Raw genomic sequence first — 14,829 nt, 5'->3', positions numbered from 1 at the left:
CATTAACCTGCAAATGCAGCAACCGAGTCGTGCCACCGACTGCCCGGCCCCGCGATACCCGCCGCAAAAAACCGTGAAGGCCCGTTCCGCCCCCGCGCCGCATCGCATATCCTGCGGAAATGGATATCGTTTTGCTCGTATCGGCGCTTGCGCTGCTGTTCGTCGTCATCGCCCTGGCCGAGCCGGTGGCGGAGCGTTTGCGCCTGCCTTATTCGGTGGTGCTGGCCGTGGTGGGGGCGGCGCTGGGCGCGGCCTCGGTCGGGCTTTCGACCGCCTGGGGCGACCAGCTGCCCGAAAGCGTCACCACGCTGCTCGCGCTGCCGATCAAATCAAGCGTCTTCCTCTATGTCTTTCTGCCGACGCTGATCTTTCAGGTGGCGCTGGGCCTCGATCTGCGGCGGATGCTGGATGACTGGGTGCCGATCCTTGTCATGGCGGTCTTGGCGGTGCTGGTGGCGACCGCCTTTGTCGGGCTGGCGCTGACGCCGTTCAGTTCCATGCCGGTGCTGGCCTGTTTCCTGCTCGGGGCGGTCGTCTCCACCACCGACCCTTCGGCGGTGGTCGGCATCTTTCGCAGCCTGGCCGCCCCGCAGCGTCTGGCAAGGATCGTGGAGGGCGAAAGCCTGCTGAACGACGCCGCCGCCATCGCGCTGTTCGGGTTCTTTCTGACCTTCGTCATGGCCGGCGTGCCGAACCCCACGCTGCGCGATGCCTTTATCGGCCTGCCCACCATCATCGCGACCGGCGTGCTGACCGGCTGGCTGATCGCGCGGGTGGCGCTGCGGGCGATGCGGCTGCTGGCGGCCTGGCCGCTGGCGCAATTGTCGCTGTCGATCGCGGTACCCTATGGCACCTATATCATCGCCGATACGCTGCTGGGCGCCTCGGGCGTGGTGGCGGTGGTGGTGGCGGGGATGACGCTGAACTGGGTCGGCCCCGGCCGGCTGGCCCCCGCCGTCTGGACCAACCTTCGCGAGACCTGGGATCTGCTGGCGCATTGGGCCGGGGCGCTGATCTTCGTCATGGCCTCGCTGCTGATCCCGCGGCTCTTGAGCGATGCGCGGCCCTGGGATTTCCTGCTGATCCTCGTGGTGATCCTGGCCGCCACGGCGGCGCGGGTGGTCATGCTCTGGGGCGTGCTGCCGATGCTGTCGGCGCTGAACCTCTCGCCGCAGGTGGAGCGGCCCTATCGCATCGCGATCCTCTGGGGGGGCTTGCGCGGTGCGGTCACGCTGGCCCTGGCGCTGGCCGTGACAGAAAACTGGCGTGTGCCCGCCGATATCCGGCGCGAACTGGGCATCCTGGCCACCGGCTTCACGCTCTATACGCTCTTCATCCAGGGCTCCAGCCTGCGTCGGGTCATCCGGGGGCTGGGGCTTGCGCGCCTCGCGCCGATCGACCTGGCGCTGTCGCGGCAGGTGGTCGCGGTCGCGCTGCAAACCGTGCGCGAGGAAGTGGCCGAAAGCGTGAAGGACCACGACCTGACCCATGACATCGTCCGGTCCGAGGCCAAGGGCTTTGCCGCGCGGCTGGATCAGGCGGTGGCGCTGGCCGATGCGGATGACGCGATCCGGCAAAAGGACCGCATCCCGCTGGGCCTGCTGGCCATGACCGGGCGCGAACGCGACATGGTGCTGGAGGCATTCCACGATCAGGAATTGTCACCCGAGGAGGCGGAGCGGATGCTCTCCGATACCGACCGCCTGCTGGAAGCCACGCGCAGCGGCGGGCGCGCGGGCTATCTGCGGGGCGCCCGGCGCGCGCTGCGCTTTGCCCGGGGCGAGCGGGTGGTGATCGAGCTGCACAACCGCCTGCGCATCTCGCGCCCGTTGGCGGCGCTGATCGCGCGGCGCTTCGAGATGCTGCTGAGCCAACGCCGGATCCTTGAGGAACTGCACCTTTACATCGACACCAAGATCCGCCGCATCCATGGCCGCCGCGTGGCAGAGCTGCTGCATCAGGTGCTGAAGACCCGGCAGGATGCCGGCGCGCTGGCGCTGGACGCGCTGCGGCTGCAATATCCCGGCTATGCCGAGGAGCTGGAGCGCCGCTTCATCCGCCGTCTCGCCCTGCGGCTGGAGGAACGTGAATATGACACGCTGCTGAAAGATGGGCTGATCGGGCGCGAATTGCACACCGCGCTGCGGCAATCGCTGGCCGGGCAGCGCAAGCGGCTGACCATCCGCCCGCGCCTCGATCTGGCGGTGCAGAAGACCGAAATGCTGCGCCAGTTGCCGGCCTTGGCCGGGCTGGATGCGGCGCAGTTGCGCATGGTGCAAAAGGGCATCGCCACGGTTTACGCGCAGCCCGGCGATGTGCTGATCCGCAAGGGCGACCCGGCGCGGCATGTGTTCTTCATCGCCTCGGGCGCGGTGGAGGTGGCCTTTGCCGGACAGTTGCAGCGGCTGGGCCGGGGCGAAATCTTCGGGCAACTGGGCATCCTGACCCGCCGCCCGCGCCGCGCGCAGGCGACCGCCATCACCCATTGCACGCTGCTCCGGCTGGATGAGGCACGCTTTCTCACGCTGTTGTCCAAGGATGACACGCTGCGACAGGCCGTCGAGGAAAGCACCCGCCGCCGCCGCTTGCTGGAGGGCGAGGCCGGCCCCGCCCCGCGCCCGCCGGCCGAGACGGGGACCGCAGCCTAGACCCGCCGACAGGGCGCTGCGGCGCTCAGACCTCCTCGACCATGACCACGCCCTGCATGGCCTTGATCGCCCCCTTGATCTGCGGGGTGACGGGGTAGGGGTCGGGCAGGGTCAGGTCGATCTCGCGGCCCTGATCGTCGGCCACGGTAAAGGTGATCTGGCCGCGCTGGCGCCCGGCCTCGATCCGCCCGAACAGCGCCGCGACCGAGGCCACCGCCTCGGCCCGGTCCAGATGGATGCGCAGGTTCGACCCGCCGGCCTCGGCCGCCACACTGTCGATGGGCGAGGCCGCGCGCGCCAGAAGCTTCAGCGTCTCGCCCTCCAGATTGGCCTCAACGGTGAGGACGACATTCTTGCCCGGCTCCAGGTGATCGCGGCATTGCTCCAGCGTGTCGGAAAACACCGTGACCTCGTAAAGCCCGGTCGGATCCGACAATTGCACAAAGGCGAAACGGTTGCCCTTGGCCGATTTGCGTTCCTGCCGGCTGCTGACCGAACCCGCCAGCTTGCCCGTCACCACGCCGCGCTGTTCGCAGGCGGCGGTCAGTTCGACCAGCGTCATCACGTTCTTGCGCTTGAGCGGCGCCATGTAATCGTCCAGCGGATGCCCCGAGAGGTAAAAGCCGATGGCCTGATGTTCATGCCCCAGCCGTTCGACCGGCAACCAGTCGTCGCGGTTGCGCAGCCGCGGTTCGGGGATGTCGGAGCCCCCCTCGCCGAACAGCGACACCTGATCCGAGGCCGCCGCATCATGCACCGCCGCCGAATAGGCCACCAGCGCATCCAGCCCCTCGAACACCCGGGCGCGGTTGCCGTCCAGCACGTCGAACGCCCCGGCCCGGGCCAGCATCTCCAGCGGGCGCTTGCCCACGCGCTTGAGGTCAACCCGCCGCGCCACATCGAACAGCGAGGCAAAGGGCTTTGCCCCCCGCGCCTCGACGATCATCCGCATCGCCTCCACGCCCACGTTCTTGAGCGCGCCAAGCGCATAGACGACGCGGCCCTGATCCACGCTGAACGTGGCCAGACTGCGGTTCACGCAGGGCGGCACCACCGGGATATCCAGCTTGTCCAGCTCGCGTTTGTAGATGGCCAGCTTGTCCGTCAGATGGATATCGCAATTCATCACCCCGGCCATGAATTCGACCGGGTGATTGGCCTTCAGCCAGGCGGTCTGATAGCTGACCACCGCATAGGCCGCCGCGTGCGACTTGTTGAAGCCGTAATTGGCGAATTTCTCCAGCAGGTCGAAAACCTCGCCGGCCTTCTTGGCGTCGATATTATGGGTGGCCTTGGCGCCTTCGATGAATTTCGGGCGTTCCTTGGCCATTTCCTCTGCGATCTTCTTGCCCATGGCGCGGCGCAAGAGGTCGGCCCCGCCCAGGCTGTAGCCGGCCATGATCTGCGCGATCTGCATCACCTGTTCCTGATAGACGATGATGCCCTGGGTTTCCGCCAGGATCGGGTCGATGGTCGGGTGCAGGCTTTCCAGGGGCCGAAGCCCGTGCTTCACCTCGCAATAGACCGGGATATTCTCCATCGGGCCGGGGCGATACAGCGCCACCAGCGCCACGATATCCTCGATGCATGTGGGCTTCATGCGCCGCAGCGCATCCATCATGCCCGAACTTTCCACCTGGAACACCGCGACCGTCTTGGCCTGCGAATACAGCTCATAGGTGGCTCGGTCATCCAGCGGGATATGGCCGATATCGTTCTCGGCCCCCGGTTTCGGGTCATAAAGCCGCGTGCCATCGGCGCCTTCATGCAATTGCCGCCCGCCGCCCCGGATCAGGTCGATGGCGTTCTGGATCACCGTCAGCGTCTTGAGGCCCAGAAAGTCGAACTTCACCAGCCCGGCGGCCTCGACCCATTTCATGTTGAACTGGGTCGCCGGCATGTCCGAGCGCGGATCCTGATAGAGCGGCACCAGCCGGTCCAGCGGCCGGTCGCCGATCACCACACCGGCCGCATGGGTCGAGGCGTTGCGCAACAGCCCCTCGATCTGCATGCCGTAATTCAGCAGGCGGTCCACCACCTCCTCGGCCTTGGCGGCCTCGCGCAGGCGCGGCTCGTCGATCAGCGCCTTCTGGATGGAAACGGGCTTCACCCCCTCGACCGGGATCATCTTCGACAGCCGGTCCACCTGCCCATAGGGCATCTGCAACACGCGCCCCACATCGCGCACGGCGGCCTTGGACAGAAGCGCGCCGAAGGTGATGATCTGCCCCACCTTGTCGCGCCCGTAACGCTCCTGCACATAGCGGATCACCTCCTCGCGGCGATCCATGCAGAAGTCGATGTCGAAGTCGGGCATCGACACCCGTTCCGGGTTCAGAAAGCGCTCGAACAGCAGGGCATAGCGCAGCGGGTCAAGGTCGGTGATGGTCAGCGCATAGGCCACCAGCGACCCGGCCCCCGACCCCCGCCCCGGCCCGACCGGAATTTCATGCGCCTTGGCCCATTTGATGAAATCGGCCACGATCAGGAAATAGCCGGGGAACTTCATCCGCTCGATGATGTCCAGCTCGAATTCCAGCCGCTTTTCGTATTCCTCCACCGGCGCGGCATGGGGGATCACCGCCAGCCGGGCGCGCAGCCCGTCCCAGCTCTGGCGGCGCAGCTCCTCCACCTCGTTATCGGCAAAACGCGGCAGCAGGGGCGCGATCTTCGCGGCCTTGTAGGCGCAGCGCCGCGCGATCTCCACCGTATTGGCCAGCGCCTCGGGCAGATCGGCGAACAGCGCGCACATCTCGGCTTCGGATTTGAAATAATGCTGTGGCGTCAGCCGCCGGCGCGGTTCCGCCTGATCGACATAGGCGCCCTCGGCGATGCAGATCAGCGCGTCATGCGCCTCATACATCTCGGCCTTGGGGAAATAGACATCATTGGTCGCGACCAGCGGCAGACCCCTGTCATAGGCGATCTCGACAAAGCCGCGCTCGGTCAGCGCCTCGGCCTCCATCAGGCGGCCACCCTCGCCGGGGTGACGCTGCAATTCGACATAGAGCCGGTCGGGAAAAATCTCCGCCAGCCGGTCGATCAGCGCCTCGGCCCGCGCGCGGTTGCCGGTTTGCAGGAACTTGCCCACCGGCCCCTCGGCCCCGCCGGTCAGACAGATCAGCCCCTCGGCATGGGCCGCCAGATCCTCCAGCGTCAGATGCGGGATCTGGCCGGATTTCTCGATGTAAAGGCAGGTCGAAAGCGCCATGAGGTTCAGATACCCCGCCTCCGACTGCGCCAGCAGCACCAGCGGCGCGGGGGGGCGCGGCTTTTCGCCCATGCGGGCGGGGTCGTGCATCAGGGCCATCTGGCAGCCGACAATGGGCTGCACCCCGGCCCCCGCCGCAAGGGTCGAAAATTCCAGCGCGGCGAACATGGCGTTGCTGTCGGTGACCGCCACCGCCGGCATGGATTGCGCGGCGCAGAGGCCCACCAGCTTCTTGACCGGCACCGCGCCTTCCAGCAACGAATATTCGGTATGGACGCGGAGATGGATGAATCGGACGGGTTCTGACATGGCGGCAGACTAGCGCAGCCCCGCCGGCCCCGAAAGCCCCGCCGGTGCCCGTGACGCCCGCGCCGCTTTGCTGGGCATTGCCCCGCCCGCGCGCCTGATTTTCGTGCATTTCCATCAGGTGCTTTCGGCTTTCACGGAAAGGTAATGCTTGCCAGACCGGCCCGGCATGGGGTCTGCTGGAAATAACCACAACAAGGGCCGCCCCTCTTACGCCGCATCAGGGGGGATGCACCGGCCCGGGGAGTATCGCGGCGGGACGACGTATGACCGACCTCGCGTTTCTGCTGAACGGAACGCCGGTGCGCCTGTGCGGGGTGAACCCGACGCGCACGCTCTTGCAATATCTGCGCGAAGATCGCGGGCTGACCGGCACGAAGGAGGGCTGCAACGAAGGCGATTGCGGCGCCTGCACCGTGATCGTCAGCGATGAGAGCGGCCCGCGCGCGATGAATGCCTGCATCCTGTTCCTGCCGCAATTGCAGGGCAAATCCATCCGCACGGTCGAGGCGCTGTCCGGCCCCTCGGGCGAAATGCACCCCGTCCAGCAGGCCATGATCGACCATCACGGCAGCCAATGCGGCTTTTGCACCCCGGGCTTCATCGCCTCGATGGCCGCCGCCCATGCGCAGGGCCGCCGCGATCATGACGTGGTGCTGGCGGGCAATCTCTGCCGCTGCACCGGCTATGCCCCGATCATCCGCGCGGCCGAGGCCGCCGCCGCCCAACCCGTCCCCGACTGGATGCGCGACGATGCCGCTTTCATCTGTTCCGAAATATCCTCGGGGGTCCGGGGGCAGACAGCCCCCGGGGCTTTCCGCCCCGAAACCACGGATGAACTGGCCGACTGGTATGAAGCCCATCCCGAGGCGACGCTGGTCGCGGGCGCCACAGATATCGGCCTTTGGGTTACCAAACAGCTGCGTGACCTGCCTGAGGTCGCCTTCCTGAACGGCATCGCCGATCTGCAAAGGATCGAGACGCAGGGCGACAGCATCCGCATCGGTGCCGGCGTCACCCTGACCGATCTGCACGCCGCCATGGCCGGGCCGCATCCGCATTTCGCCGCCATGCTGACCCGCTTTGCCAGCGAACAGGTGCGCAACGCCGCGACGATCGGCGGCAATATCGCCAATGGCTCGCCCATCGGGGACGGGCCGCCCGCGCTGATCGCGCTTGGCGCGCGACTGCATCTGCGCAAAGGCGCCGCGCGGCGCGACCTGCCGCTGGAGGATTTCTTCCTAGATTACCGCAAGCAGGACCGCCAGCCCGGCGAATTCGTCGAGGCGGTCACCATCCCCGCCCGCGCGCCGGGGCTGCGGGTCTGGAAACTGTCCAAGCGCTTCGATCAGGATATTTCCGCCGTGCTGGGCGCCTTCAACCTGACGGTTGCGGATGGCACGATCACCGCCGCCCGCATCGCCTTTGGCGGCATGGCCGGCATCCCCAAACGCGCCGCCGCGATGGAGGCCGCGCTGATCGGCCAGCCCTTCGCCCGGCCGGCCTTCGAGGCCGCCCGCGCCGCCGCCGCGCAGGATTTCACCCCGCTGAGCGACATGCGCGCCAGCGCCGCCTACCGGCTTGAGGCCGCGGGCAACATGGCGCTGCGCTATTTCCACGACCTCAGCGGCACCGCCACCGATCTGCATGAGGTGCGGGCATGAGCATGGGCAAATCGCTTCCGCATGATGCCGCCGCCCTGCATGTGACCGGGGCTGCGCGCTATACCGACGACATCCCGCTGCCGGCAGATGCGCTGCATCTGGCTTTCGGGCTTTCGACCTGCGCCCATGGCGCGATCACCGCGATGGACCTGTCGGCGGTGCGGGCCGCCCCCGGGGTGGTCGCGGTGTTTTCCGCCGAAGACTGGTCCGAGATGCCCGATTGCTCGCCCTCGCTGGGCGACGAGCCGCTCTTGGCCACGGGCGAGGTGCATTATGTCGGCCAGCCGGTGTTTCTGGTAGTGGCCGACAGCCATCTGGCCGCGCGCAAGGCCGCGCGTCTGGGCAAGATCAGTTATGACGAACGCCCGGCGCTGCTGACGGTCGAGGCCGCACTGGCCGCGAACAGCCGGTTCGAGGCCGGCCCGGTGATCTGGGCGCGGGGCGATGCGGCGGCGGCGATCGGCAAGGCGCCGCAGGTGGTGGAAGGCCAGTTCGAGGTCGGCGGGCAGGAGCATTTCTATCTGGAAGGTCAGGTCGCCGCCGTCCTGCCGCAAGAGGGCGGCGATATGGTGGTCTACGCCTCCACCCAGCACCCGACAGAGATCCAGCACAAGGTCGCCCATGCGCTTCATCTGCCGATGAGCGCGGTGCGGGTCGAGACCCGCCGCATGGGCGGCGGCTTCGGCGGCAAGGAAAGCCAGGGCAACCACCTGGCGATTGCCTGCGCCATGGCGGCGCGCGCGACCGGGCGTCCTTGCAAGATGCGCTATGACCGCGATGACGACATGGTCATCACCGGCAAGCGCCATGACCTGAAGATCGGCTATCGGGCGGGGTTTGACGCGACGGGGCGGATCCTGGGGGTGGAGTTCACCCATCTGTTCCGCTGCGGCTGGAGCCAGGATCTGAGCTTGCCGGTCGCCGACCGGGCGATGCTGCATGCCGACAACGCCTATTTTCTGGAGCATATCCGCATCGAGAGCCACCGGCTGCGCACCAACACCCAGTCGAACACCGCCTATCGCGGGTTCGGCGGGCCGCAGGGCGTGGTGGGGATCGAGCGGGTGGTGGATCACGTCGCCCATGCGTTGAAGCTGGACCCGGTCGCGGTGCGGCGGCGGAATTTCTATGCGGAGATGGCGGAGGGGGGGCTGTCTGCCCCCCCCGTCCCCCCCGAGGATATTTCCGAACAGATGAAGTCAGGCGCGTTTCGCGCAGCCGCGCCGGGGACGGGGCATCGCTATGGCGGGGCGCATTCGCCGAAAGCGGTGGTGCAGGCCACGCCCTATGGCATGCCGGTCGAGGATTTCTGTCTGCGCGCCATGTTGGACGAGCTGGAGCGCAGCTCGGATTATGCCGCGCGGCGGGCCGAGATTGCGCGCTGGAATGCCGGATCGCCGGTGTTGAAGCGCGGCATTGCGCTGACGCCGGTGAAGTTCGGGATTTCCTTCACGCTGACCTGGCTCAATCAGGCGGGGGCCTTGGTCCATGTCTATCAGGACGGCTCGATCCGGCTGAACCATGGCGGGACCGAGATGGGGCAGGGGCTGTTCCTGAAGGTCGCGCAGGTGGCCGCCAGCGTGTTTGGCGTGGATGTGGCGGCGGTGAAGATCACCGCGACGGATACGGCCAAGGTGCCCAATACCTCGGCCACGGCGGCCTCATCGGGCAGCGACATGAACGGGATGGCGGCGCAGGCGGCCTGTCTGACCATCCGCGACCGGATGGCGGCGTTCATGGCCGGCAAGTTCGGGGTGGAGCCGGGGCAGGTCCGGTTCGAGGGCGGCATGGTGCGGGTGGCAGGCGAGGCTTTCGCCTTTGCGCAGGTCGCGGCCTGGGCCTATCAGGCGCGGGTCTCGCTGTCGGCAACCGGGTTCTATGCCACGCCCAAGCTGCAATGGGACCGGGTGAAGGGGCAGGGGCGGCCGTTCCTCTATTTCGCCTATGGCGCGGCGGTGACCGAGGTGGTGATCGACACGCTGACCGGCGAGAACCGCATTCTGCGCACCGATATCCTGCATGATACCGGCGCCAGCCTGAACCCGGCGATTGATATCGGCCAAGTCGAGGGCGCCTATGTGCAGGGCGCGGGGTGGCTCACCACCGAGGAACTGGTCTGGGATGGCAAGGGCCGGCTGATGACCCACGCGCCCTCGACCTACAAGATCCCGGCCTGTTCCGACCGCCCGCCGGTCTTCAACGTGGCGCTGTGGAACCGCCCCAACCGCGAGGAAACGGCGGGCCGGTCCAAGGCCGTGGGCGAGCCGCCCTTCATGCTGGGGATCTCGGCCTTGATGGCGCTGTCGGATGCCGTGGCGGCCTGTGGCGATGGCGCGGCCTATCCGGCGCTCGATGCCCCCGCAACGGCGGAGCGGGTGCTGGCCGCCGTGCAAAGGCAGGGCGGCGATGCTTGACCGGGACGAGTTGGCAGAGGCGCTGGCGGCGCAGGTTGTGGTCTTGCGGGTGGTCATCGCCGAGGTGAAGGGATCCTCGCCGCGCGAGGTGGGGGCGGCGATGCTGGTCTGGCCCGGCGGGCAGGCCGGCACCATCGGCGGCGGCGCGCTGGAGCATCTGGCGACGGTGCGCGCGCGCGAGATGCTGGTGCGGGGTGAGCTGCGGCATCTGGCGCGCTATCCGCTGGGGCCGGCGCTTGGCCAGTGCTGCGGCGGCGCGGTGGCGCTGCTGTTCGAGCGGTTCGAGGCCGTGCCGGAGGGCGAGGTCATCGCGCGGCCGGTCACGGCGGCGGCGGTTGGCGCGATGCCGCTGGCGGTGCGCCGGGTTCTGGCGGCGCAGCGGGCGCAGGGCGTGGCGCCTGACTGCCAGCTGGTGCAGGGCTGGTTCGTGGAGCCGGTCGCCCGCCCGTCGCGGCAGATCTGGATCTGGGGCGCGGGGCATGTGGGCCGCGCGCTGGTGGGCGTGCTGGCGCCCCTGCCGGATCTGGCGATCACCTGGGTCGATACGGCGCCCGAACGCTTTCCGACCGCGATCCCGCCCGGGGTGACGGTGGTGCCGGCGGCCGATCCCGCCGGGCTGGTGGCCTATGCGCCGCAGGGGGCGGAGCATCTGGTTCTGACCTATTCGCATGCGCTGGATCTGGAACTGTGCCACCGCATTCTGGGCCATGGCTTTGCCGGGCTCGGGGTGATCGGGTCGCAGACAAAAGCGGCGCGTTTTCGGGCAAGGTTGCACGATCTGGGGCATTTGGTTACGGAAATTCAACGGATTACCTGTCCGATCGGCGATGTGCGCCTTGGCAAGCACCCGCAGGCCATCGCATTGGGAATCGCGGCCAGCCTGCTGGCCGGGGCAGGGCAGGCGGCCAGCCGTCCGCGGACAAGAGGGGAGAGACGGGCATGACCAGCGACGCCGCGCTGTTGCGCATCGAGGGCGTGACCAAGGCCTATCCGGGCGTCGTGGCCAATAGCGACGTGTCCTTCACCATCCATGAGGGTGAGGTCCACGCCCTTTTGGGCGAGAATGGCGCCGGCAAATCGACCCTCGTCAAGATGATCTACGGGCTGGTGAAGCCCGATCAGGGGCGCATGGTCTGGCGCGGCGCGCCCTATGCGCCGGCCAAGCCCTCGGCGGCGCGGGCCTCGGGCGTGGCGATGGTGTTCCAGCATTTCAGCCTGTTCGAGGCGCTGTCGGTGGCCGAGAATGTGGCGCTTGGCATGGAAACCCCGCCGCCGATGCGCGAACTGGCGGCGCGGATCCGCGCGGTGAGCGAGGAATATGGCCTGCCGCTCGACCCGTCGCGCATGGTGGGCGATCTGTCGGCGGGTGAGCGTCAGCGAGTGGAGATCATCCGCTGTCTGCTGCAATCGCCGAAACTGCTGATCATGGACGAACCGACCAGCGTGCTGACGCCGCAAGAGGTGGAAATCCTGTTCAAGACGCTGCGGCAGTTGAAGGCGGAGGGCACCTCGATCCTTTATATCTCGCACAAGCTGGAGGAGATCCGGGCGCTGTGCGACGAGGCGACGATCCTGCGGCGGGGCAAGGTGGTGGCAACCTGCACCCCGCGCGAAAAGACCGCGCGCGAGATGGCCGAGATGATGGTCGGCGCGACGCTGACCCCGCCGGAGCGGCGCGCCGGCACCCGCGGCGAGGTGGCGCTTGGCGTGAGCGACCTGTCAGTTCCCTCGCCCATCCCCTTTGGCACCAGCCTGAAATCGGTGAGCTTTACCGTGGCGCGTGGCGAGGTGCTGGGCATCGCGGGCGTCGCGGGCAACGGCCAGGACGAGCTGTTGCTGGCGCTGTCGGGCGAATTGCGCAGCGATGCCGACCGGGTGCGCATCCATGGCCGGCCGGTGGGCGATCTGGGACCGGAGGCGCGGCGGCGCGCCGGGCTGGTGGCGGCACCCGAGGAACGGCTGGGCCACGCGGCGGCGCCCAACATGTCGCTCACTGAAAACGCACTGCTGACCGGGGCGACCCGGCAGGGGTTGACCCGGCGGGGCTTCATCGACTGGCGCAAGACCGAGGCCTTTGCCGCGGCGGTGATCCGCGATTTCGACGTGCGCACGCCGGGCACCCATGTCGCGGCGCGGGCGCTTTCGGGCGGGAACCTTCAGAAATTCGTGGTCGGGCGGGAATTGTCGCAAAGCCCCGAGGTGATCGTGATCAACCAGCCGACCTGGGGTGTCGATGCCGCGGCGGCGGCGGCGATCCGTCAGGCGATCCTTGACCGTGCGGCGCAGGGCGCGGCGGTGGTGGTGATCAGTCAGGATCTGGATGAACTGCTGGAGATCGCCGACAGTTTCGCCGCGCTGAACGAGGGCCGGCTGAGCAAGCCCCGCCCGGTGGCGGGGCTGACGGTGGATGAGATCGGCCTGATGATGGGCGGCGCGCATGGCATGGAGGTGGCGCATCATGGGGCCTGAGACCGGCGCGGGGCGGGCGGGCGTCGCCGGGGGGCTGTCGGCCCTCCGCACCGCCCAAGGATATGCAGGAAAAGAAGAAGGCAGGGGGCGCATGCCATGCTGAAACTGGAAAAGCGCCCTTCGCCTTCGGTGATGTGGAGCCGGGCGACCCCGGTTCTGGCGGTGGCGCTGACGATGGTGGCGGGCGGGATCATGTTCGCCGTGCTGGGCAAGAACCCGTTCGAGGCGATCCGCACGATCTTCTGGGATCCGCTGTTCGGGGAATTTGCCTTTTATCTGCGCGGGCAATTGCTGGTGAAGGCGGGGCCGCTGATCCTGATCGCGGTCGGGCTGAGCCTGGGGTTCCGCGCGGGTATCTGGAATATCGGTGCCGAGGGCCAGTATATCATGGGCGCGATCTGCGGGGCGGCGCTTGGCCTTGCGGTGTTTCCGACCGAGAACCGGCTGATCTTTCCGGCCATGGTGGTGGCGGGCGCCCTGGGGGGCTGGGCCTGGGCGATGATCCCGGCGGTGCTGAAGACGCGCTTCAACACCAATGAGATCCTGGTTTCGCTCATGCTGGTCTATGTGGCGCAGACGGTGCTGGCCATGGCCTCGACCGGGTTTCTGCGCAACCCGGAGGGGATGGGCTTTCCGGGCAGTCGCAATTTCTCGGGCTATGCGGCGGCACGCAACGGCTTTCTGTGGGAGGGGGCGGGGCTGCATTGGGGCGGCGTGATGGCGCTGGCCACGGTGGTTGCGGCCTATGTGTTGTTGCAGCGGCACATGCTGGGGTTCCAGATCAAGCTGTCGGGGCAGGCGCCGCGCGCCGCGCGTTATGCCGGCGTGCAGCCCGATCGGCTGGTCATGCTGTGCATGGGGGTGGCCGGCGCGCTGGCGGGGATGGCGGGCCTCTTTGAGGTGACGGGGCCGGCGGGGCAGATCTCCATCGACTTCAATTCCGGCTACGGCTTCACCGCGATCATCGTGGCCTTTCTCGGCCGGCTCAATCCGGTGGGGATCCTGTTTGCGGGGCTGCTGATGGCGCTGACCTATATCGGGGGTGAGATGGCCTCGACCAATCTGGGCCTGCCTTCGGCGGCGATCCAGGCCTTTCAGGGGATGCTGCTGTTCTTTCTGCTGGCCTGCGATCTGTTGACCAATTTCCGTATCCGTCTGGCCAAGAAGGGGGAGGCACGCTGATGTTTGGGGGCATTGATCCGGCGCTGCTGATTGCCTCGCTCATGGTGGCGTCGGTGCCGATCCTGCTGGCGGCCGTGGGTGAGCTGGTGGTGGAAAAGGCAGGGGTGCTGAACCTCGGCGTCGAGGGGATGATGATCATGGGCGCGATCTGCGGCTTCATCACCGCGGTCGAGACCGGCAGCCCCACCCTGGGCTTTCTGGGCGGCGCGGCGGGCGGCGCGGCGCTGAGCCTGCTGTTTGCCGCGCTGACGCAGGTGATGCAGGCCAATCAGGTGGCCTCGGGCCTGGCGCTGACCCTGTTCGGGCTGGGGCTGTCGTCGCTGCTGGGGCAGAATTACGTGGGGATCAAGCCGCCCCATACCGGCGCCGTGCCCTTTGGTCCGCTGGCCGATATTCCGTTTCTGGGGCGGGTGGTCTTTGGCCATGACCCGTTTGTCTATCTGTCGATCATCGCCGTGGCGGCGGTCTGGGCCTTTCTGAAATTCAGCCGGGGCGGGCTGATCCTGCGGGCCGTGGGCGAAAGCCATGACGCGGCGCATGCGCTTGGCTACAAGGTGGTGCGCATCCGCATGCTGGCGATCATGTTCGGCGGTGCCATGGCGGGCTTGGGCGGCGCTTATCTGAGCCTCGTGCGTGTGCCGCAATGGGTGGATGGCATCACCGCCGGGGCGGGCTGGATCGCGCTGGCCATCGTGGTCTTTGCCAGCTGGAAACCGTGGCGCGCGCTGCTCGGGGCCTGGCTGTTCGGCGGGATAACCGTGCTTCAGCTCAACCTTCAGGCGGCGCAGGTCGGCATCCCGGTGGAGTACTTGTCGATGTCGCCCTATCTGATAACCATCCTTGTGCTGGTCCTGATGTCGTCGGGGCGGGGCAAGGCGGCGCTGAACGCGCCGGCCTGTCTGGGACAGAATTTCCACGCCGCGCGCTAGACGCGG

The 14,829-nt window shown here is 67.7% G+C and carries 8 protein-coding genes; 7 read left to right on the top strand and 1 reads right to left on the bottom strand.

The features are described from left to right. Positions 1-119 precede the first annotated feature (119 nt). Positions 120-2,648, top strand: coding sequence for a cation:proton antiporter (locus tag FOA17_RS08870; protein ID WP_149141112.1), 2,529 nt, complete (start codon positions 120-122; stop codon positions 2,646-2,648). A 25-nt stretch (positions 2,649-2,673) separates the two neighbouring features. On the opposite strand, the gene dnaE is transcribed toward FOA17_RS08870, so the two are convergent. Further along, on the bottom strand, positions 2,674-6,168 hold the full coding sequence (dnaE, locus tag FOA17_RS08865; RefSeq protein ID WP_149141111.1) for a DNA polymerase III subunit alpha: 3,495 nt from the start codon (positions 6,166-6,168) through the stop codon (positions 2,674-2,676). 263 nt (positions 6,169-6,431) lie between these two features. Here dnaE and xdhA point away from each other — a divergent pair, with 263 nt between their 5' ends. The 6 genes from xdhA (at position 6,432) to FOA17_RS08835 (ending at position 14,823) form a co-directional block, all read left to right on the top strand. Next, positions 6,432-7,829 carry a xanthine dehydrogenase small subunit gene (xdhA, locus tag FOA17_RS08860; RefSeq protein ID WP_149141110.1) on the top strand — a complete coding sequence of 466 codons (1,398 nt, stop codon included), beginning with the start codon at positions 6,432-6,434 and terminating at the stop codon, positions 7,827-7,829. Next, a complete protein-coding gene (gene xdhB, locus FOA17_RS08855) occupies positions 7,826-10,243 on the top strand; it encodes a xanthine dehydrogenase molybdopterin binding subunit (protein ID WP_149141109.1) in 2,418 nt (805 codons plus the stop codon). Before xdhA ends, xdhB begins: the two co-directional genes overlap by 4 nt. Continuing rightward, positions 10,236-11,186, top strand: a complete 951-nt coding sequence (xdhC, locus tag FOA17_RS08850; RefSeq protein WP_149141108.1) for a xanthine dehydrogenase accessory protein XdhC — start codon at positions 10,236-10,238, stop codon at positions 11,184-11,186. The genes xdhB and xdhC overlap by 8 nt, the downstream gene beginning before the upstream one ends. After that, complete coding sequence (locus tag FOA17_RS08845) at positions 11,183-12,712, top strand: ABC transporter ATP-binding protein (RefSeq protein ID WP_149141107.1); 1,530 nt, start codon at positions 11,183-11,185, stop codon at positions 12,710-12,712. Before xdhC ends, FOA17_RS08845 begins: the two co-directional genes overlap by 4 nt. Before the next feature lie 96 nt (positions 12,713-12,808). Then, positions 12,809-13,894 carry an ABC transporter permease gene (locus FOA17_RS08840; RefSeq protein WP_149141106.1) on the top strand — a complete coding sequence of 362 codons (1,086 nt, stop codon included), beginning with the start codon at positions 12,809-12,811 and terminating at the stop codon, positions 13,892-13,894. Continuing rightward, entirely contained in the window at positions 13,894-14,823 is a 930-nt protein-coding gene (locus FOA17_RS08835; protein ID WP_149141105.1) for an ABC transporter permease, read from the top strand. The genes FOA17_RS08840 and FOA17_RS08835 overlap by 1 nt, the downstream gene beginning before the upstream one ends. Positions 14,824-14,829 lie beyond the last annotated feature (6 nt).

Origin of the sequence: Gemmobacter caeruleus, assembly GCF_008271655.1 — a bacterium.
Lineage (GTDB): Bacteria > Pseudomonadota > Alphaproteobacteria > Rhodobacterales > Rhodobacteraceae > Gemmobacter > Gemmobacter caeruleus.
Note: the sequence above shows the minus strand (reverse complement) of the source record. Positions and strands in the feature narration are given on the sequence as shown.

What these genes read in the sequence shown, in the direction of transcription:
- FOA17_RS08870 (WP_149141112.1), top strand. Translation starts at nt 120, where the DNA reads ATGGATATCGTTTTGCTCGTATCGGCGCTTGCGCTGCTGTTCGTCGTC.
- dnaE (WP_149141111.1), bottom strand. Translation starts at nt 6,168, where the DNA reads ATGTCAGAACCCGTCCGATTCATCCATCTCCGCGTCCATACCGAATAT.
- xdhA (WP_149141110.1), top strand. Translation starts at nt 6,432, where the DNA reads ATGACCGACCTCGCGTTTCTGCTGAACGGAACGCCGGTGCGCCTGTGC.
- xdhB (WP_149141109.1), top strand. Translation starts at nt 7,826, where the DNA reads ATGAGCATGGGCAAATCGCTTCCGCATGATGCCGCCGCCCTGCATGTG.
- xdhC (WP_149141108.1), top strand. Translation starts at nt 10,236, where the DNA reads ATGCTTGACCGGGACGAGTTGGCAGAGGCGCTGGCGGCGCAGGTTGTG.
- FOA17_RS08845 (WP_149141107.1), top strand. Translation starts at nt 11,183, where the DNA reads ATGACCAGCGACGCCGCGCTGTTGCGCATCGAGGGCGTGACCAAGGCC.
- FOA17_RS08840 (WP_149141106.1), top strand. Translation starts at nt 12,809, where the DNA reads ATGCTGAAACTGGAAAAGCGCCCTTCGCCTTCGGTGATGTGGAGCCGG.
- FOA17_RS08835 (WP_149141105.1), top strand. Translation starts at nt 13,894, where the DNA reads ATGTTTGGGGGCATTGATCCGGCGCTGCTGATTGCCTCGCTCATGGTG.